Below are 19,425 nucleotides of genomic sequence, written 5' to 3' on the forward strand. Positions count from 1 at the left end.
GTGCCGTGGGGCCCGCCCGTCAACCCCGCCCGGAGGAAGGTCCGGAGGAAGGTCGTGCGAGGAGGGCGATGGTCTCCACGGAGCTCACCTCCAGCCGTTCGCGGACAGCGGGAGGGAGCTTCGTCCCATCGCGTCCCCGAACGGGGACATGCAGGCCCCGCCCTCGCCCTCCCAGGTGGCCTCCCGGCGGCCCGCGTCGCGGATGCCGCGTCCGATGACGGTTTCGTTGGCCATCAGCATGCCCGGGGTGAGGACGCTGCCCGGTATCGCCGCGGCGGCCATGAGACGGGCCGCGGCCGCGGGTGCGGTTTCGGGCGGGATGACGAGGAGGTCCCAGCGCCCGACGGTGTAGGAGAGCAGGATCAGCTTGTCGGGGTCCTGTTCGGTGAACCAGCCCACGTGCAGCACTCGCCCGTCCATGGGCACCGTGTGCGGTACGACGGGCCAGCGGGTGGGATTCACGGTGACGCGGGTGACGCGACCCCAGGATTCCTCCAGGGCGGCGGCAAGCGGGGGGAGCTCGGCTTCGAGGTCGCGGGAGTAAGGCCACCAGGCCCCGTCCAGCTGGCCGGCGAGCGTGGTCTTCGGGGTGAGGGACAAGCGGGCCGGGACTGCGGCGAGGTCGCGGGGCGCGGTCCGGTCGAGGGTCGTGGTCATGATGCGGACCTGCCCCCGGACTGCCCGTCGGCAGCCCGGTCTTTAGGCGATCGCCGGAAACGACACCCGCATGAAAGCCGGTGTGCGAGGTACTCCCGGTGTTTTCACCTTACGCCCGTTCGGCGGGTTTTGGCCGTTCTGAACAGGTATTTTCCGGTAGGCGGTGGAGTGGGCGGTGGGCGTAGTGTGAAAGGACCACAGGTCCCCGTAGACGGGTGAACCCACATGGCTGACTCAGACGGCCCCCCCACACCCCCGCTGCTCCTGCCGGATGCGATCCACCGTGCGATCCGGCCCGGCGCGGCCGTGCTCCGGCTGGAGACCACGCGGTCCCGGGAGGGGCTCCTCGACGGCGCCTGGTGGCCGCGCACCCGCGACATCGGAACCGAGCTGCCGGCGCTGATCAGAGTGCTGACCGGGCATCTCGGCCCGATCACCCGCGTGGGCGTGGACGCCTCCGCCTGGAACGGAGTCCCCACCCGCCTGGTCGTCGACGACCAGGTCGTGCACCTCGACTCCGACCCGGTCGGCGACGACACCGTCCTCGTCACCCGCGGCCACAACGACCACTTCGCCCTGCTGGTGGTTCCCCCGGACACCACCGCCGACGCCGCCCGGGAAGCGATGGCCCGCGCCGTCCGCGCCGACAACATCACGCAGGCCGCCCAGCTCCTCGTCGCCACCACCGAGCCCGGGGACGGCGCCGCCGATACGGCAGGCTGACCCGGAGCCCACGGCGGCCGAGCCGAGGGCGCGGCGCCGCCGTGGGGTCGGGCGGGATGCGACGGGGCCCGGCCGGAGTGGTGCGTACCGGCCGGGCCCCGGGCCTGCGGTGCGCCGGTCAGAGCCCCTCGTCGTGCAGGTCCTCTTCGCGCAGCAGGTCGTCCTCGCGGCGGCGCGAGCCCTTCTTCTGACCGGGCGTCCCTTCCTGTTCACGGGACTGCCTGCCCGGCCGGGGCTGCGCGGGGTCTCCGGGGCGATGGTGCTCCTGAGCCTCGCGGCCCGTGCTCTTGCCCGGCTCCTGACGCTTGTCCTGCGTACCGTCCATGACGGCGCTCCTCTAGATGCGTGGGGGTACGGACTCCTCTCGGATCACGCTGCCACGCACGCCGAAGGTCCGCATGACGGCGACCGCGGAGCGAGGCACTTCACGGCTGCCTCCGGAGCCTGGCATATTGCGCAGAAATCCGTACCGGCTTGTGATTCGGGCGGGAATTCTCTGCGCAATCCGTAATTCACGCGGATGGGGCGCCGATGTGAGGATATTTCGATTCTTGTTATGTGAACCGGAAAATGTGGACGGTTCGGTTGTCGCCGTTCACGACACGGCACAAAAGCGGATCGAGCCGACCGTGCCGTGGCAATCTGCTCGCCTGTGCAAGGTTTTCCGAGCGGAGGTGCGCGTCCTGTGAGTGGCGCTGTCAATCCCACCGTCAGCAGGCGCCGACTGGGGTCGGAGCTACGTCGGCTCCGGGAGATCAGCGGTATGACGACACAGCAGGTGGCGGAACACCTGCTGATCTCCCAGCCCAAGATCAGCCTGCTGGAGAACGGCCGCCGCCTCGCCAAGCCACGCGATGTGCGCGATCTCTGCGGGTTGTACGGAGTTCAGGATCAGCGGCGCGTCGACCACCTGATGCAGCTGTCCCGGGAGTCGGGTCAGCAGGGCTGGTGGAACTCCTACGGCGACATCCCGTACGGCCCCTACATCGGCCTGGAGGCCGAGGCGGCCTCGATCCGGCTCTACGAGCCGTTGGTGATCCCCGGCCTGCTGCAGACTCCCGCCTATGCCCGGGCGGTCATCGCAGGAACGATCCCTCATGTCACGGCCGAACAGGCCGGCGCACGCCTCCAGGTGCGGCTGCGGCGCCAGGACCGGCTGGGGGCCCCGCGCGACCCGCTGCGTCTATGGGTCGTGCTGGACGAATCGGCGCTGCGGCGCGTCGTGGGCAGCCGCGAGGTCATGCGCAAGCAGCTGGACCGTCTGACCCGTCTCGGTGCCCAGCCGCACATCACCGTGCAGGTTCTCCCCCATGGTGCGGGCGCGCACCCGGGTGTCTCGGGACAGTTCTCGCTGCTGGAGTTCGCCGACGCCGCCGATATGAGCGTGGTGTATCTGGAAAGGTTCACCAGCGACGTTTATCTGGAGAAACGTTCCGATGTTCGGCTCTACCGCGATATGTATGCGCACTTGCAGGCCCGGGCGCTGAGCCCGGACAGCACCCGGCATCTCATCGACGAAGCCATCAAGTCCTACACCGGCGCGGAATGACCCGCCCTTCGCCGACCGGGACCATGACATCGCCGGCCGGCGCGTCCGTGAATCCGAATCGATCACTCGCGAGCACCACTGAGCCCCTGGACGATGTGCCCAGGGGCTCAGCCGCCGAACGGCGGACGTGACGTCCTACGCGCTTGATCGAGCTCCAGCCCCTGCCGCCGATGCGTACGCAGCCATCGGCGACGGGAGGGCGAAGCGTTCGAGGATCGGGCCGAGTGCCCGACACCGATGGGTCAGGGGCGTGAGGCGGTCACGCCTGCGATGGGCTACTCCTGTCGCGTTGTCGTACCTCGCCGCATCCTCCTCCTGGTGAAGACGACCGAGCCTCCGACGAATGCCAGCGCTGCCGCGGAGGCGGCCGTGATGCCGGTCCCGCTGCTTGATCCGGCCCCCGCCGGCTGCTGGCTGGTGGCGGCGCTCACGTGGGCGAAGTTGACGCTCTTGGCCGCGTGGCCGGGACCAGCGTGGCCGGGAGCCTCGGCTTGGCCGTTCGGAAGGAAGTTGGCCCACGGCGGCTTGCCCTCGTCGTGGTCACCCTGACCGTTGTCGCCCTCGCCCTCGTCCTGGTCGTGGTCGTGGTCGCCGTGCTCGTCCTTGCCGTGCTCGTCCTTGTCGTGGTCGTGGTTGCCGTGTTCGTCCTTGTCGTGGCCATGGTGCCCCTTCTCGCCCTTGTCTCCGCGAGGCCCCTTGGGTCCTGCGGGTCCGGTGGGTCCGACAGGTCCTGTGGGTCCTGCGGGTCCGGTCGGGCCGGGGGCGCCGGGCGCGCCGGGGCTGCCGGTCGGGCCGGGGGCGCCGGGGCTGCCGGGGGCACCAGGTGCGCCGGGGGCGCCGGGCGCGCCGGGGCTGCCGGTCGGGCCAGGAGCGCCGGGGCTGCCGGGGGCACCAGGTGCGCCGGGGGCACCGGGCGCGCCGGGGCTGCCGGTCGGGCCAGGAGCGCCGGTCGGGCCGGGAGCGCCGGGAGCGCCAGGGGCTCCGGGGGCACCAGGGGCGCCGTCGGGACCAGGGGCACCAGGGGCGCCGGGGCTGCCGGTCGGGCCAGGAGCGCCGGTCGGGCCGGGAGCGCCGGGAGCGCCAGGGGCTCCGGGGGCACCAGGGGCGCCGTCGGGACCAGGGGCACCAGGGGCGCCGGGTGCCCCGGGGTTACCAGGTGCGCCGGGTGCGCCAGGGGCGCCGGGGTTACCGGGAGCGCCGGGTGCGCCAGGTGCGCCGGGTGCGCCGGGTGCGCCAGGTGCGCCGGGGGCGCCGGGGCTGCCGGTCGGGCCCGGGGCACCGGTCGGGCCGGGGCTGCCGGTCGGGCCGGGGGCACCGGTCGGGCCGGGGCTGCCGGTCGGGCCGGGGCTGCCGGTCGGTCCGGGAGGTCCACTGGGTCCGGGAGGTCCGCTCGGTCCGGGCGGACCAACGGCGCAGTCCGGCCTCGTAATGGTGTTGTTGTCCATCGTGACCGCGCCATTGCGCGCCAGGGCACGGCCCTGGATCACGGCGCTGTTGTTCAGCGTGATGGACTGCAGGGCCAGGATGTTGCCCTTGAACTGGGTGGTCGTGTCGATGGTGGCGGAGCTGCCCACCTGCCAGAACACGTTGCAGGCACTTGCTCCGTTGATGAAGGCCACGACACTCGCCGGAGCCGTGGTCAGGGTCGAGGGGATCCGGAAGATGAAGACGGAGTTGGGATCGTTCTGGCCGTCGAGTGTGACCGTCCCGGTGAGTTGCACGAACGACGGGGCGGTGTAGACGCCGGGCGCCAGCGTCAGTCCGCCGATCTCGGCCGCAGCGAGCACGGTCCCGGGTCCCCGTCCTGCCGCGTCGTCGTAGGCGACGACGAGGTCGGACTTCGCCTGACCGGCAGCGGCGTTGGGGAACACGCGCTGCACCCCGTTGACGATGCCGGGCGGGAAGCCGGTCACCGATGTGCCCGGATAGAGCCCCAGGTCGCCGTTGATGATGGTGGGGTTCGTGTTGGTGATCGTCGAACCGGCCAGAACCGCGTAACTGGTGGCGGTCCCCAGCCCCACGGTGGATTCCGCGGCGTGAGCGAGGTTCGGGACCAGGGCGGCCGACGCCAGGAGCGCTGCGGGGAGCAGGGCGAAGGCTCCCCGTTTGAGCAGACTGCGTTGAGGGCTTGCGTCGGGTGGAGCCGACCGGATGACATCCAATGCCATAGCAGGACCTTTCTTGTTGCTTCGATCCTCAGTACTCCCCGAGGAGGATTCCGAGCGCCCGCGACGGTGACTGCTCAGGGCCGCAAGCTCCCTGCCTGCGTCGGCGCGCAGGCTCACCCCGAGCGGGGGACGGCAGAGCGACTCCCTGTCAGAGGCAGTGATGCGCCGTCACCCGGCAGTATTGACGCATATTTCACAGCAATAGACGCCAAATCGTAAAAAAGGGTCTGCAAGAGTGACGGAACGTCAGGAAGGCGAAGGTGTCGCACGTCCGTGCGGATCTGTTGCGTGGTCTTGGCCCGTGCTGGCGCCAGATGTGGCCGCAGGCCGACTCGTGAGGGGTGGAGAGGTCCAGGCAACACAAAAGCCCCGGGTCGTTGACCTGGGGCTTTGCAGTGGAGCGGATGACGGGAATCGAACCCGCGCCATAAGCTTGGGAATCTATGGCGCGGAACCTGTTCGTATGGCTCCTGACCTGCGGGAATCGACCCTTCGAAGCGCATTCTGGGGCCTCTTTGCGCTCCGGTTCTGACCGCTGTTGACCGTCCCTCAGGGCACGGTTGGGGCACGTCCCTCATGGCGGTGCCTCACGGAGGCGCAAGGGCGCGGATCGACTGCGGGTTTCCGCCGCCGGCAGGGCCGCCGGCGCCTGGAATTGCTCCCGCAATCGGTTTCAGAGAGAGGGTGATGAGCAGAGCGAACGCAATGAGGGCGGTGAGCGTGCGCAGGTCGTTGAAGAGTTCCCAGCGCCGCAGGATCTCCGCGTGATCGACCGGTGCCGAGGTGAGCGCCCATTCCTTGATCCGGCCGTTGATCGGCACATTGCCGAGCCGGGTTATCAGGAACGAAGCGAGGGTCAGCAGACCTGCCGTACCCGAGATCAGCCGGGCGCGGCCGCGTGTCAGGGTCGCGAGAGCGAGGGAGCTCAGTGTCGACGCGGCCATCGCGGCCTGCATGGTGATGCCGTTCATCTTCATCAGCTCGGCGTGGAACGACAGCCGCATGTCGAGCGGTACTGCGTTGAAGGTGGGGACGAGGTTGGCCGCGCCGTAGCCGAATGCGCCGGCGAGCAGCCCGGTGGCGAGCACGGCGAGCCCCTGGAGGAGTCGGATGCGCATGTCCGTCACGCCACCCGCGCGGCGACGAAGCGGTCACGCGGTTCGCCGCGGAGGTGCCCCGGCGGGAGCCGTCGGCCGTAGGCGAGCAGGAGGAGATCCTGTGCGGCACCGGAAAGTGGCGTTCCAGTACCGAAGGACCAGTCGAGGTCGTCGGCGCGGAGTTCGATGCCGCCCAGGTCGGCTCCGAAGAACGTGAGGGTCCTGGCGTCGACGCACTCCAGGAGGATGCGTACGCGGTCCTCGGGAACCCGGCGGTCGAGGCCCAGCGCGACCGTAATGTCCAGGCCGTGGACCACGTCATGGCCCAAGGCCGCCTCGATCCCGCCGACCGGCGGCTTCCAGGGGTGATCCGCGTTGTCGCCGAGGAATGCGGCGAGCTCGCGTGTCGAATGGGCGGCCGCGTCCTTGTGGGCACAGAGGTCGGTCATCCGGTGGAGGCTGCCTCGCGCCCTGATCAGTTCCCGCGCCATCTTGGGGAGCGAGTACCGGAACCCCATCGTCATGTGGGCCGCGACCTCCCGTACCCGCCAACCCCCGCACAGGCTCGGAGCGTCCCACTCCTCGGCCGACAAGCCGTCGAGCACGGCCGCCAGCTCTCGGCGTTCGGCTGCGATCGCGGCTTTGATGTCTGCCGCTGGTCTCCGGTGCGTCTTGTTCCCCATGACCTCAAGGCTCTCGGCAGCCCCGTCATAAGTCCAAGAGTTTGCATGTCTCACAACTAGAATGATGAGTTATGGACATCCGGCAGCTGCGGTACTTCGTCACGGTCGCGGAGGAAGCCAACTTCACCCGCGCCGCCGCCCGTCTGCACCTGGCGCAGCCGGGTGTGAGCGCCCAAGTCCGCCAGCTCGAAAAGGAACTCGGGCACCCGCTGCTCGACCGCTCCGGCCGGTCGGTGACCCTGACGGAGGTGGGCGAGGCTGTACTGCCGTACGCGCGGGCCGCGCTCTCCGCCGTCGAAGCGGTACGGCAGACCGCTGACGAGTTCACCGGATTGCTGCGCGGTCACGTCACCCTCGGCCTCGTCTCGGGCGCAGCCGCGGCAGCCCATGAGTTCGACCTGGCCGCCGTACTGGCAGGCTTCCACGAGGACCACCCCCAGGTCGAGATCGCCCTGACGGAGGACGCCTCGGAGCGGATGCTCACTGCACTGAATCGTGGGGAGCTCGACATCGCCGTGATCGGACTCGCGCACGAGGAACCGCCACCGGGCATCTCCGTCCAGGTCCTGGTCGACGAACCTCTGGTCGCAGCCGTCGCCCCGGACGACCCCGCCCTCACGCCCCCGGACCGCACGAGCATTCCGTTGGCCGAACTCCGCGATCGCCCGCTGATCAGCCTGCCGCGTGGCACGGGTATCCGTGGAGTACTCGACCGTGCGTCGGCGCAGGCCGGGTTCCGGCCCCGTATCGCCTTCGAGGCAGCCGCTCTGCCGTTCCTCGCACAGCTCGCCGCCCGCGGCCTCGGCGTGGCGGTGGTTCCCGCTCTCCCTGTCGGCGCGGCGGCAGCCCTCGGGCTGCGGACGCTGCAGATCACCGAGCCGCTGCTACGCGCCCGGGTCGCTCTGGCCTGGCGGACGGACGGCCCCTCCAGCCCCGCGGCCACCGTCTTCCTGGACCTGCTGCGCACAACCCTCACAGCGCCGGGTGCGGCGTCTCGGAGCCCAACCTGACGCCCCGGTACGGCACTTATGGCACGTGCGGCACGCGGGCCCAGATAGGTCTAGACAGCAAACAAGCCCCAGGCCGGTGACCTGGGGCTTTGTCATGGAGCGGATGACGGGAATCGAACCCGCGCTATAGGCTTGGGAATCACCCGGTACTTGGGTGTGCATATGCCCGCTGACCTGCGGGGATATTCGCCGGCGGATCCGTCCGGGCTGCTTCCGGCGACCCCGTGTTGACCGCTGTTTACCGCCCCTACTGGCACGTTGTGGCACGGAGTGGGCGCCGCCTACGGCCGCTTCTCCCTGCCGTAGCCCTATGCCTCGACCGCAGCAGGGTCGAGGGAATCGGCGTCCTCCATGAAGGACAGCATCCGGGCGTTGACCACGTCCGGGTGGTCGATCTGCGGTCCGTGGCCGGTCGCGGTGATGATCTCGGCGCGGGCTCCGGGAACGAGGCGCGGTACGCGCTCCAGCTGCCGCTTGGGGTGTACGAGCAGGCTGTGCTTGCCCATGATGACGTAGAGCGGGGTCCGGATGGACCGCAGCGCGTCCTCGGCCAGCGGCAGGGGTGCGGGGCGGCGGATCCGGTACGCGCGGGCGCCGAGGTGGATCCACTTGCGCATCTCGGGGACGGCTATGACCGGCTGGTCCAGCCACTTGGCGAGCCGGGGGCGCAGCGCCTTGGGGGCGAAGGTGGCGAACAGGCTCACGAAGACCCAGGCGAAGAAGCGCAGGCCGACCTTCTCCAGCCCGCCGGGGTCGAGGGCGGTGACGGAGGCGAGCCGCCCGGGTCGGCGGTGGGCCTGGTTGAGCACCAGCCAGCCGCCGTAAGAGGAGCCGACCAGGTGGACCCGGTCGAGGCCGAGGGCGTCGAGGGCCTCGTCCATCCACTGGGCGGCGCGCTCGGGCTGCCACATGGGCTCGCGGTGGACGCTGCGGTTCGCGTCGCCCGGCGTGTCGAGCGCGTAGACGGGGCGGTCGAGGCTGAGACCGGGGGTGTTGGGGTACCACATGGCCGAGCTGTAGCCCGCGCCATGGATCAGGACGATCGGGGTCCGGGACTCGGCGGCGGGGTCCGAAGGCCCGTACCGGTAGACGTGGGTGGTGCCGAAGCTGGTCTCCACATCCGTCTCGGAGCGGACGGGTGCCCCCATCGCGTAGAGCACGTCCGCGGCGGCGAAGTAGCGGTCGCGCAGAGTGTCGTTGATGTAGCGGCCGACATCGCGGCGTACGCGGGCGGTGTTCTCGGGCACGGCGGCACCTCCTGGGAAGATCCGTTCGTCGTGGTACGACTGTACCACCAATGTGGTACGGCGGTATCATGAAGGGGTTCGGGTAGCGGACCGCGAACCCACTATCGACAGGCGGAGACACAGGAACATGCCGAAGCGTGTGGATCACGAGGAGCGGCGCGCCCAGATCGCCGAGGCGCTCATCCAGGTCGCGGGGCGGCGCGGGCTGCATGCGGTCGGCATGCGGGACGTGGCCGCGGAGGCCGGTGTGTCGCTCCGGCTCGTGCAGTACTACTTCGAGACCAAGGAAAAGCTGCTCTTCTACGGCCTCCGACACCTGACCGACCGCTTCACCGCGAGGGTGGGCGCCCGACTGGCCGCTGTCGGCCCGGACCCGGGCCCGCGCGCCACGGTGGAGGCGCTGCTGCTGGCCTCGCTGCCGACCGATGAGGAGAGCCGCACGTTCCACCTGCTGTACAGCTCGTACGCCATTCTGTCTGTGACCGACGAGGCGCTGGCCGCCCAGCCCTTCATCGACAACCCCGACGCCGCGGAGAACGCTCTGACCGGACTTCTCGAACAGGCACAGGAGGCCGGCCTGGCCGACCCGGACGCCGACGCGCGCACGGAGGCGATCAGTCTGCTCGCGATGGCGGCGACCATGGGTACCAGCATCCTCGTGGGTCAGCGGAGCCCGGAGTCGGCGATCGCGGTGCTCCATCACCACCTGGATCGGATTTTCTCGACCGCCGGGACGTTGACGAACGGAGGCCCAATCTGACGCGCTGCTGCGGCACTTGTGGCATACGAACGGCGCGTGGGCTCTGAAAGGTCTAGACAACGAAGAAGGCCCAGGTCGCTGACCTGGGCCTTCTTGTAAGAGCGGATGACGGGAATCGAACCCGCGCTATAAGCTTGGGAAGCTCATGTTCTACCATTAAACTACATCCGCACGGCGGTCCAGTTGCCTGGAGCCTTACCGTTGCACACTGTACCCCATGATCGACCTGCGGTGAATTCCCCCGTGGTGCGGCGGTCCCGGAAGTGGTGCAGCAGGGTTCGTGCGTGCGGGAGTTGGGGCGTAGCGTGAGGGGGCGGAGCGGCGGCTGGAGTGGGTCCCGATCATCCCCTAATGTGGCGATTCATCGCAGTACGGCTCGTTGGGGAAAGGGACTCGATGGAGCACACAGTCGTCCGTTGTGCCGAAGGGCATGTTTTCAGTACCGCCTCGTTCCCGTTGCAGCACCTCGGTGCCGGCCGGATCGGTCCCGGGCGGCTGCTGCGCTGTCCGCGGTGCGCGCGGCTGAGGCACGCGGTGCCCGTGGGCGGCGTCAAGCGCTAGGCGGGCGGTCCGGCAGGCCGGGGAAGGCGGGCGCGCGGGCGTCGCTCCGATTGGGGGTGGCCCGCGCGCTCTGCGTATCCTCGGGACGTGCTTCTCTCCGACAAAGACATCCGGGCCGAGATCGACAGCGGACGGGTTCGCATTGACCCGTTCGACGAGTCGATGGTGCAGCCCTCCAGCATCGACGTGCGTCTCGACCGGTTCTTCCGGGTGTTCGAGAACCACCGCTACGCGCACATCGACCCCGCGATCGAGCAGACGGATCTGACCCGGCTGGTCGAGCCCGAAGGGGACGAGGCCTTCATCCTGCATCCGGGCGAGTTCGTGCTGGCCTCGACGTACGAGGTCATCTCGCTGCCCGACGACATCGCCTCCAGACTGGAGGGGAAGTCCAGCCTCGGCCGGCTGGGACTGGTGACGCATTCGACCGCGGGCTTCATCGACCCGGGCTTCTCCGGGCACGTGACGCTGGAGCTGTCGAACCTCGCCACGCTCCCGATCAAGCTCTGGCCGGGCATGAAGATCGGGCAGCTGTGCATGTTCCGTCTCAGCTCGCCCGCGGAGTTCCCGTACGGCAGTGACCGCTACGGGTCCAGGTACCAGGGCCAGCGCGGGCCGACCGCCTCGCGGTCCTTCCAGAACTTCCACCGCACCCAGGTGAGGCACGAGGCATGAGCGCAGTACGGGAGAACCTGACCTACGAGGGGTTCGGCAACGCCGTCCGCGAGCTGGCGCAGACCATCGCCGACGATGGCTACGAGCCGGACATCATCCTCAGCATCGCCCGCGGCGGGGTGTTCGTGGCCGGCGGTCTGGCGTACGCGCTCGACTGCAAGAACATCCACCTCGTGAACGTGGAGTTCTACACGGGCGTGGGTACGACCCTCGAAATGCCGGTCATGCTGGCGCCGGTGCCCGAGGCGATCGACTTCACCGACAAGAAGGTGCTGATCGCCGACGACGTCGCCGACACCGGCAAGACGCTCAAGCTGGTCCACGACTTCTGCCTCGGCCACGTCGCCGAGGTGCGGTCCGCGGTCGTCTACGAGAAGTCGCACTCCCTCGTGAAGTGCGAGTACGTGTGGAAGAAGACCGACGAGTGGATCAACTTCCCGTGGTCGGTCGAGCCGCCCGTGGTCAAGCGCGAGGGCCAGGTCCTCGACGCGTGAACGACGAGAGGGGCCCGGCGCGCACTGCGCGCCGGGCCCCTCTCGCGTACCCGGGGCTAGAGGGTCCCGAGCTTGATGATCGACAGCAGGGCGACCAGCTGGATGGCGGAGGCGCCGAGCGCCTTCTGCCACGGCAGGTCGTGCGACTTGCTGATCAGTGAGGTGAAGAGGGCGCCGGCGGCCACCCAGGTGGCCCAGCCGAGGATCTGGACGAGCATGTTGTCGCCGCCCAGGAAGATCGCGAACAGCAGGCGCGGCGCGTCCGTGAGGGACATGACCAGCATCGACAGGCCGACCGTCGGCTGCCACGCGCCGTCGCCGCCCAGCTGGCGGGCCAGGGTGTGGGTGACCCCGCCCAGGATCAGCCCGCAGATGACGAAGGCCACGCCGGTGCTGAGGGCGATCGGGACCGCCTGGGTGAGGGTCGCCTTGATCGCGTCCTCACGGGCCTTGTCGAAGCCGAAGACCGCGAGCAGGCCGTAGAGGAAGGTGACGGTCAGCGCCGGGCCCCAGACGGCGTAGTCACGCATCTGGAAGAAGGTCGGCCCCGGGCGCAGGACGATGCCGCGCAGCAGTTCCTTCCACGGCAGCCGCGGTCCGGCGGGCGCGGCCGGGGCGACGCCCGCCTGGTACGTCGCGCCGTTGCCGTACGGGTCCTCGCCGACGGAGAAGGCCTGGGTGTGACCCGGGTCGTTCGCGTACGAGGGCTCGTGCGGGGCCGCGTACTGGCCCTGCGGCGGCTGCTGCGCGTGCTGCGGGCGGCCGTACGGGTCGAAGTACTCGGGCTCGTCGTGGCCCCCTGAGCCGCCGTGCTGCGGCCAGTGCTGCTGCGGGGGCGGGCCGGCGTTCGGGTACGGCTGGTGGCCGTACGGCGGCTGCGGCGCCTGTGGCGCCTGCTGCTGACCGTACGGCTGCTGCCGAGGGGCGTGCGGGGGTTGTTGCGGGGGGCGGTTGTTGTCCCGGCCCCGTCCGATCCTGAATCCAGCCACGTGATCGAAAGTACCTGCTCCGCGCGGCGGCCGTGGCCCGGCCGTCGGAACACGTGGCCTTTGCGGCTGACCTGTGACATCCCCTAGGGGTACCCGGGGTCGGGTGGTTTACATGGCTGCGTCGAGGTCTGCGGGGGTTCGTTACATTGCCTATGGAATGCGTAGATATTGTGCCCGTAGGTTGTGACCGTCGCCGCCACGGAGTCGTGAACGAGCACGGAAAGAGCCCTTGTCATGAGCAGCACCCGCCGCACCGCCCTCCGTACCGCCGCCGCCCTCACCGGGGCCGCCGCCGTCCTGGCGCTGCCCGTGGGATCCGCCTTCGCGGACTCGCCGAGGGTTCCGCCGGTGACGCCACCGGTCGAGGGGGGCGGGCAGCCGGTCGAGATGCCGGTCGCCCCGAAGTCGACGGTCGTCGCCACGGAGACGCAGGTCCGGGTCGTCCCGGGCGGCGTGAAGGCCGGTGCGGCGGCGGTCGACGCGGCTCCGAAGTCCCACACCCCGGTGCTGCTGGCCGCGGGCGGAGGCATGGCCGCGGTGGGCGCGGCCGGGCTGGGCTTCGCGATGCGCGGGCGCGGGCGCGGCTAGTGCGTACACGGCGACGGCCGGTCCCCCTGGTGGGGGACCGGCCGTTCGCGTGCGGTGCCGGGGCCTACTTGGCGCCCGCGGCCCCGTCCTTGACCTCGTCGTCCTTGGCCTCGTCCTTGGCCTCGTCCTCGGGCTTGGACTCGGGCTGGGACTCGTCCTTGGCCGGAGCATCGGCTTCGGTTTCGGCCTGAGCCTCCGACTTGTCGGCGTCCGCGTCCGCGTCGGCTTCGGCCTTCGTCTCGGCCTCGGGCTCCGCGTCGACGTCAGCTGCCGTCTTCGCCGCGGCGGCCTCGGCCTCCGCTTCGGCCTTCGCCTTGGCGGCGGCTTCCGCGTCGGCCTTGGCCTTCGCTTCCGCTTCGGCCTTCGCCTTGGCGGCAGCCTCCGCGTCGGCCTTGGCCTTCGCTTCCGCCTCGGCCTTCGCCTTGGCGGCGGCGGCCTCCTCCTCGGCCTGCGCGGCGGCGGCGGCCAGTTCGGCCTCCGTCGGCTCCGGGGCCTTGACCGACTCCAGCAGGAGCTGGGCGACGTCGACGACCTGGACGGATTCCTTGGCCTGGCCGTCGTTCTTCTTGCCGTTGACCGAGTCCGTCAGCATGACCAGGCAGAACGGGCACGCGGTGGAGACGATGTCCGGGTTCAGGGACAGGGCCTCGTCGACGCGCTCGTTGTTGATGCGCTTGCCGATGCGCTCTTCCATCCACATCCGCGCGCCGCCCGCGCCGCAGCAGAAGCCCCGCTCCTTGTGGCGGTGCATCTCCTGCTGGCGCAGGCCCGGCACGGCGGACATGATCTCGCGCGGCGGCGTGTAGACCTTGTTGTGCCGGCCCAGGTAGCAGGGGTCGTGGTAGGTGATCAGGCCGTCGACCGGGGTGACCGGCGTGAGGCGGCCCTCGTCGATCAGGTGCTGCAGCAGCTGCGTGTGGTGGATGACCTCGTACTCGCCGCCCAGCTGCGGGTACTCGTTCGCGATGGTGTTGAAGCAGTGCGGGCAGGTCGAGACGATCCGCTTCGCCGACTTCGGCTTACGGGTCGAAGGATCTTCATCGTCTTCACCGAACGCCATGTTCAGCATGGCCACGTTCTCCTGGCCCAGCTGCTGGAACAGCGGCTCGTTGCCCAGGCGGCGCGGCGAGTCACCGGTGCACTTCTCGTCGCCGCCCATGATCGCGAACTTGACGCCCGCGATGTTCAGGAGCTCCGCGAAGGCCTTCGTGGTCTTCTTGGCCCGGTCCTCCAGCGCGCCCGCGCAGCCGACCCAGTAGAGGTAGTCGAACTCGGAGAGGTCCTCCGCGTCCTTCCCGATGATCGGGACCTCGAAGTCGACCTCCTTCGTCCACTCCACGCGCTGCTTCTTGGCCAGACCCCAGGGGTTGCCCTTCTTCTCCAGGTTCTTGAGCATCGTGCCCGCCTCCGACGGGAACGCGCTCTCGATCATCACCTGGTAGCGGCGCATGTCGACGATGTGGTCGATGTGCTCGATGTCGACGGGGCACTGTTCCACGCACGCACCGCAGGTGGTGCAGGACCACAGCACGTCCGGGTCGATGACGCCGTTCTCCTCGGCGGTGCCGATGAGGGGGCGCTCGGCCTCGGCCAGGGCGGCGGCGGGGACGTCCTTGAGCTGCTCGGGCGTGGCCTTCTCGTTGCCCTCCATGTCCTTGCCGCCGCCGGCCAGCAGGTACGGGGCCTTGGCGTGCGCGTGGTCGCGCAGGGACATGATCAGGAGCTTCGGGGACAGGGGCTTGCCCGTGTTCCAGGCCGGGCACTGCGACTGGCAGCGGCCGCACTCGGTGCAGGTGGAGAAGTCGAGGATGCCCTTCCAGGAGAACTGCTCGACCTGGGAGACGCCGAAGACGTCGTCCTCGCCCGGCTCCTCGAAGTCGATCTCCTTGCCGCCGCTCGTCATCGGCTGGAGCGCGCCGAGCGCGGTGGCGCCGTCGGCGTTGCGCTTGAACCAGATGTTCGGGAAGGCGAGGAAGCGGTGCCAGGCGACACCCATGTTGGTGTTGAGGCCGACCGTGATCGCCCAGCCCATGGTGGTGCCGAGCTTGATCATGGCGGTCAGGTAGATCAGGTTCTGCAGGGCGGCGTAGCTGAGCCCGTTGAACGCGGCGACCAGCGGGTACGAGGCCCAGTACGCGGCTTCGTAGTGGTCGACGCCGTGGATGGCGCCTTCCAGGCCGCGCAGGGTCATGATCGCCAGGCCGATGGTGAGGATGACGTACTCGACGAAGTACGCCTGCCCGGCCTTGGAGCCCGCGAAGCGCGACTTGCGGCCCGCCCGGGAGGGCAGGTTCGCGAGCCGGATCCCGATCAGGGTCACGATGCCGAGGGTCGTGAACAGCGCGATGAACTCGGTGTAGAGCTCGTACGGGAGCCAGCCACCGATGATCGGCAGCACCCAGTCGGCCTTGAAGAGCTGGCCGTACGCCGTCACGATCGTCAGGCCGAGGGTCAGGAAGCCCACGGCGACGAACCAGTGCGCGACGCCGATGACGCCCCAGCGGTTCATCCTGGTGTGGCCGACGAACTCCTTGGCGAGCGTGATGCTCCGGGCCGTCGGGTCGTCGGTGCGGCTGCCCGAGGGCACCGGCTGGCCGAGCTTGACGAAGCGGTAGATCTGCGCGACGGCTCGGGAGATGAGCGCAACGCCGACCACGGTCAGTACCAGCGACACGATGATCGCGGCGAGTTGCATGGGAGGGCTCCTCGGGCGGGACTTACTAAGCGGTAACTTATTGAGTCAAGGCTTGAGGTTACCCAGTTCCCGCGCCGCAATGTAGGTGGGCGAGCGGTGATCTGTGTCGCTCAGGCATGCCTCTGTCGGTAGGCCGCCCGAGGGGTCTGCGCGAGGATCGCGAGATCCATCCCCAGCCAATGGCTCTCCACATAGTGCCGGTCGAGCAGGGCCATCTCCTCCCAGGGGAGGTCGGAACGCGCGCTGACCTGCCACAATCCGGTCATTCCGGGCCGTACGAAGAGCCGGTCGGGCCGGTTCGCGCCCGCCTGGGGCCGCGGCCCCACCAGCGACATCTCCCCGCGCAGCACGTTGAGCAGCTGCGGCAGCGCGTCCAGGGCGCAGCGGTCCACCAGTTCTCCGGCCCGTCCCGAGTCCTCGGTACGCAGTCGCCAGGTGCGGAACGGCCGCCCGCCGAGGCCGAGGGCCGGGTCCCGTACGAGGACGCCCGCGCGCCGGGTCGCGTAGAGCAGCGCGGCGGCCAGCAGGACCGGGACGGCGCACACCGGCAGCAGGACCAGTGCGCCGACGAGGTCGAACACCCGCTTGGCCGGGGGCCTGGCCGGCCACGGCCGGCGCGGCCGGAGCGGCAGCCGGGGGCGGGGCCGGGGCCCCGGCCGGGCGGGGAGCGAGAGCAGCGAAGGCATGCCAGCACCGTGCCGGACGGCCGCCGCGGCCCCGGCGCGCCGCGCGGCCGCGCGGGGCGGCTCGAACCCGTTCGGGCGTGGCTCCGGCCTGGACCCCGCCTCAAGGCCGGGTGAGGCCGGAATCGCCCGGGGGTGGCCGGAGTTGTCCTGGATCGCGGCGGCTCCGGCGGGGGCTTCGTGCGGCCCCCAGCGACTCATTGAGCGTAAGGGGCACCTAAAGGTTGAGTGCCCTCGACTCACCTCTGTTGACGCCCGCGCGGCGATACGGCATTCTTGAGTCCGTTGCACTCAAGTCAGCTGGAGGAATTGAAATGGCACGTGCGGTCGGCATCGACCTGGGCACCACTAACTCCGTCGTCAGCGTTCTCGAAGGCGGCGAGCCCACCGTCATCACCAACGCCGAGGGCGCCAGGACCACGCCGTCCGTCGTCGCCTTCGCCAAGAACGGCGAGGTCCTCGTCGGCGAGGTGGCCAAGCGCCAGGCGGTCACGAACGTGGACCGGACCATCCGCTCCGTCAAGCGCCACATGGGCACTGACTGGAAGATCAACCTGGATGGCAAGGACTTCAACCCGCAGCAGATGAGCGCCTTCATCCTGCAGAAGCTGAAGCGCGACGCCGAGGCGTACCTGGGTGAGAAGGTCACGGACGCGGTCATCACCGTTCCGGCGTACTTCAACGACTCCGAGCGTCAGGCGACGAAGGAGGCCGGCGAGATCGCGGGCCTGAACGTCCTGCGCATCGTCAACGAGCCGACGGCCGCCGCCCTGGCCTACGGCCTCGACAAGGACGACCAGACCATTCTCGTCTTCGACCTCGGTGGCGGCACCTTCGACGTGTCGCTCCTGGAGATCGGCGACGGCGTCGTCGAGGTCAAGGCCACCAACGGTGACAACCACCTCGGTGGTGACGACTGGGACCAGCGCGTCGTCGACTACCTGGTGAAGCAGTTCGCCAACGGCCACGGCGTCGACCTGTCCAAGGACAAGATGGCGCTCCAGCGTCTGCGCGAGGCCGCCGAGAAGGCGAAGATCGAGCTGTCCTCCTCCACGGAGACCACGATCAACCTGCCGTACATCACGGCCTCCGCCGAGGGCCCGCTGCACCTGGACGAGAAGCTCACGCGCTCGCAGTTCCAGCAGCTCACCGCGGACCTGCTCGACCGCTGCAAGACCCCGTTCCACAACGTCATCAAGGACGCGGGCATCAACCTGTCCGAGATCGACCACGTGGTCCTGGTCGGCGGCTCCACCCGCATGCCGGCCGTCGCCGAGCTCGTCAAGGAGCTCACCGGCGGTCAGGACGCCAACAAGGGCGTCAACCCGGACGAGGTCGTCGCCATCGGCGCCACCCTCCAGGCCGGTGTGCTCAAGGGTGAGGTCAAGGACGTCCTGCTCCTCGACGTGACCCCGCTGTCCCTCGGTATCGAGACCAAGGGCGGCATCATGACCAAGCTCATCGAGCGCAACACCACGATCCCGACCAAGCGGTCCGAGATCTTCACGACGGCCGAGGACAACCAGCCGTCGGTGCAGATCCAGGTCTACCAGGGCGAGCGCGAGATCGCGGCGTACAACAAGAAGCTCGGCATGTTCGAGCTGACCGGCCTGCCGCCGGCCCCGCGTGGCGTCCCGCAGATCGAGGTCTCCTTCGACATCGACGCGAACGGCATCATGCACGTCACGGCCAAGGACCTCGGCACGGGCAAGGAGCAGAAGATGACCGTCACCGGCGGCTCTTCGCTCGGCAAGGACGAGGTCGACCGCATGCGCCAGGAGGCGGAGCAGTACGCGGACGAGGACCTGCGCCGCAAGGAGGCCGCCGAGTCCCGCAACCAGGGTGAGCAGCTCGTCTACCAGACGGAGAAGTTCCTCTCGGAGAACGCGGACAAGGTCCCCGGTGACGTCAAGACCGAGGTCGAGACGGCCATCACCGAGCTGAAGGAGAAGCTGAAGGGCGACGACGCGGCCGAGATCCGCACGTCGACCGAGAAGCTCGCCGCGATCAGCCAGAAGCTGGGCCAGGCCATCTACGCCGACGCCCAGGCCGCCCAGGCCGGCGCCCCCGCCGGTGACGCGGGCCAGGCCAAGGCCGACGACGACGTCGTCGACGCCGAGATCGTCGACGACGAGAAGCCGAAGGGTGGCGCTGCCTGATGTCGGAGGAGACCCCGGGCTTCGACGAGAAGCCCGAAGTCCCCGCCGACGGCACGTCCGACGACGCCGCCGAGCCGAAGGCCGCCGCTTCCTCCGACAAGGAGGAGGCCGCGGCCCCGGCCGGGGACTCCGCAGCAGCAGACGTGGCTCTGCTGGCGCAGCTGGACCAGGCCCGTACCGCTCTGGGTGAGCGCACCGCGGACCTCCAGCGGCTCCAGGCGGAGTACCAGAACTACCGCCGCCGCGTGGAGCGGGACCGGATCGCCGTCAAGGAGATCGCGGTCGCGTCCCTGCTGACGGAGCTCCTGCCGACGCTCGACGACATCGGCCGGGCGCGCGAGCACGGCGAACTGGTCGGCGGCTTCAAGTCGGTGGCCGAGTCGCTGGAGACCGCGGCGGCCAAGATGGGCCTGCAGCAGTTCGGCAAGGAGGGCGAGCCCTTCGACCCGACGATCCACGAGGCCCTGATGCACTCGTACGCGCCGGACGTCACGGAGGACACCTGCGTGGCGATCCTCCAGCCCGGGTACCGGATCGGCGAGCGTACGATCCGTCCCGCGCGGGTCGCGGTGGCCGAGCCCCAGCCGGGGGCGGCACCCGCCGCCAAGTCCGAGTCCGCGGAGGGCGACGAGCCGTCCGACAAGGACACGGATGCCCCCGAAAAGGGCTGACGCACCACATGTAGGG

The 19,425-nt window shown here is 69.7% G+C and carries 18 protein-coding genes and 1 tRNA gene; 9 read left to right on the forward strand and 10 right to left on the reverse strand.

The genetic code is table 11. The features are described from left to right. Window positions 1-84 precede the first annotated feature (84 nt). On the reverse strand, window positions 85-657 hold the full coding sequence (locus OG295_RS17880) for a DUF5994 family protein (RefSeq protein WP_371677767.1): 573 nt from the start codon (window positions 655-657) through the stop codon (window positions 85-87). A 225-nt stretch (window positions 658-882) separates the two neighbouring features. On the opposite strand from OG295_RS17880, the gene OG295_RS17885 reads away from it, so the two are divergent. Further along, window positions 883-1,380 carry a DUF5994 family protein gene (locus tag OG295_RS17885; protein ID WP_371677768.1) on the forward strand — a complete coding sequence of 166 codons (498 nt, stop codon included), beginning with the start codon at window positions 883-885 and terminating at the stop codon, window positions 1,378-1,380. Between the two features lie 118 nt (window positions 1,381-1,498). Here the strand turns inward: OG295_RS17885 and OG295_RS17890 are convergent, their stop codons facing one another. Then, the gene (locus OG295_RS17890; protein ID WP_371677769.1) at window positions 1,499-1,705 is read right to left on the reverse strand and encodes a hypothetical protein; all 207 of its coding nucleotides are present in this window, start codon (window positions 1,703-1,705) and stop codon (window positions 1,499-1,501) included. Window positions 1,706-2,065: 360 nt separating this feature from the next. Here OG295_RS17890 and OG295_RS17895 point away from each other — a divergent pair, with 360 nt between their 5' ends. Then, window positions 2,066-2,929: a helix-turn-helix domain-containing protein gene (locus OG295_RS17895; RefSeq protein ID WP_371677770.1), complete on the forward strand. Its 864-nt coding sequence runs from the start codon at window positions 2,066-2,068 to the stop codon at window positions 2,927-2,929. A 275-nt stretch (window positions 2,930-3,204) separates the two neighbouring features. Here OG295_RS17895 and OG295_RS17900 read toward each other — a convergent pair whose 3' ends face one another. The 3 genes from OG295_RS17900 to OG295_RS17910 all read right to left on the reverse strand — a co-directional run bounded on the left by OG295_RS17900 (window position 3,205) and on the right by OG295_RS17910 (window position 6,877). Continuing rightward, on the reverse strand, window positions 3,205-5,097 hold the full coding sequence (locus OG295_RS17900) for an ice-binding family protein (RefSeq protein WP_371677771.1): 1,893 nt from the start codon (window positions 5,095-5,097) through the stop codon (window positions 3,205-3,207). A 587-nt stretch (window positions 5,098-5,684) separates the two neighbouring features. Beyond that, window positions 5,685-6,215: a DUF1772 domain-containing protein gene (locus OG295_RS17905; protein ID WP_371677772.1), complete on the reverse strand. Its 531-nt coding sequence runs from the start codon at window positions 6,213-6,215 to the stop codon at window positions 5,685-5,687. A 5-nt stretch (window positions 6,216-6,220) separates the two neighbouring features. Then, window positions 6,221-6,877, reverse strand: a complete 657-nt coding sequence (locus tag OG295_RS17910) for a maleylpyruvate isomerase family mycothiol-dependent enzyme (protein WP_371677773.1) — start codon at window positions 6,875-6,877, stop codon at window positions 6,221-6,223. A 71-nt stretch (window positions 6,878-6,948) separates the two neighbouring features. On the opposite strand from OG295_RS17910, the gene OG295_RS17915 reads away from it, so the two are divergent. Beyond that, a complete protein-coding gene (locus OG295_RS17915; protein ID WP_371677774.1) occupies window positions 6,949-7,887 on the forward strand; it encodes a LysR family transcriptional regulator in 939 nt (312 codons plus the stop codon). A gap of 308 nt (window positions 7,888-8,195) precedes the next feature. Here OG295_RS17915 and OG295_RS17920 read toward each other — a convergent pair whose 3' ends face one another. After that, on the reverse strand, window positions 8,196-9,134 hold the full coding sequence (locus OG295_RS17920) for an alpha/beta fold hydrolase (protein ID WP_371677775.1): 939 nt from the start codon (window positions 9,132-9,134) through the stop codon (window positions 8,196-8,198). Window positions 9,135-9,261: 127 nt separating this feature from the next. Here OG295_RS17920 and OG295_RS17925 point away from each other — a divergent pair, with 127 nt between their 5' ends. Next, entirely contained in the window at window positions 9,262-9,894 is a 633-nt protein-coding gene (locus OG295_RS17925; protein ID WP_371677776.1) for a TetR/AcrR family transcriptional regulator, read from the forward strand. 100 nt (window positions 9,895-9,994) lie between these two features. On the opposite strand, the gene OG295_RS17930 is transcribed toward OG295_RS17925, so the two are convergent. Next, a tRNA-Gly gene (locus OG295_RS17930) sits at window positions 9,995-10,065 on the reverse strand. A gap of 477 nt (window positions 10,066-10,542) precedes the next feature. On the opposite strand from OG295_RS17930, the gene dcd reads away from it, so the two are divergent. After that, window positions 10,543-11,130: a dCTP deaminase gene (dcd, locus tag OG295_RS17935; protein WP_371677777.1), complete on the forward strand. Its 588-nt coding sequence runs from the start codon at window positions 10,543-10,545 to the stop codon at window positions 11,128-11,130. After that, entirely contained in the window at window positions 11,127-11,624 is a 498-nt protein-coding gene (locus OG295_RS17940) for a phosphoribosyltransferase (RefSeq protein WP_371677778.1), read from the forward strand. The genes dcd and OG295_RS17940 overlap by 4 nt, the downstream gene beginning before the upstream one ends. A gap of 56 nt (window positions 11,625-11,680) precedes the next feature. On the opposite strand, the gene OG295_RS17945 is transcribed toward OG295_RS17940, so the two are convergent. Beyond that, entirely contained in the window at window positions 11,681-12,613 is a 933-nt protein-coding gene (locus tag OG295_RS17945; RefSeq protein WP_371677779.1) for a YIP1 family protein, read from the reverse strand. Between the two features lie 234 nt (window positions 12,614-12,847). Between OG295_RS17945 and OG295_RS17950 the strand changes: the two genes are divergently transcribed. Then, complete coding sequence (locus OG295_RS17950; RefSeq protein ID WP_371677780.1) at window positions 12,848-13,201, forward strand: hypothetical protein; 354 nt, start codon at window positions 12,848-12,850, stop codon at window positions 13,199-13,201. A 64-nt stretch (window positions 13,202-13,265) separates the two neighbouring features. Here the strand turns inward: OG295_RS17950 and OG295_RS17955 are convergent, their stop codons facing one another. Together OG295_RS17955 and OG295_RS17960 are read right to left on the reverse strand one after the other, a co-directional pair. Continuing rightward, window positions 13,266-15,896: a heterodisulfide reductase-related iron-sulfur binding cluster gene (locus tag OG295_RS17955; protein ID WP_371677781.1), complete on the reverse strand. Its 2,631-nt coding sequence runs from the start codon at window positions 15,894-15,896 to the stop codon at window positions 13,266-13,268. Window positions 15,897-16,006: 110 nt separating this feature from the next. Next, on the reverse strand, window positions 16,007-16,582 hold the full coding sequence (locus tag OG295_RS17960) for a sugar transferase (protein ID WP_371677782.1): 576 nt from the start codon (window positions 16,580-16,582) through the stop codon (window positions 16,007-16,009). A 311-nt stretch (window positions 16,583-16,893) separates the two neighbouring features. Here OG295_RS17960 and dnaK point away from each other — a divergent pair, with 311 nt between their 5' ends. Both dnaK and grpE read left to right on the forward strand, forming a co-directional pair. After that, window positions 16,894-18,738 carry a molecular chaperone DnaK gene (dnaK, locus tag OG295_RS17965; protein ID WP_371677783.1) on the forward strand — a complete coding sequence of 615 codons (1,845 nt, stop codon included), beginning with the start codon at window positions 16,894-16,896 and terminating at the stop codon, window positions 18,736-18,738. Then, window positions 18,738-19,409 carry a nucleotide exchange factor GrpE gene (grpE, locus tag OG295_RS17970; protein ID WP_356210992.1) on the forward strand — a complete coding sequence of 224 codons (672 nt, stop codon included), beginning with the start codon at window positions 18,738-18,740 and terminating at the stop codon, window positions 19,407-19,409. Before dnaK ends, grpE begins: the two co-directional genes overlap by 1 nt. Window positions 19,410-19,425: the final 16 nt, after the last annotated feature.

This window comes from Streptomyces sp. NBC_01276, from assembly GCF_041435355.1.
Classification (GTDB): Bacteria; Actinomycetota; Actinomycetes; order Streptomycetales; family Streptomycetaceae; genus Streptomyces.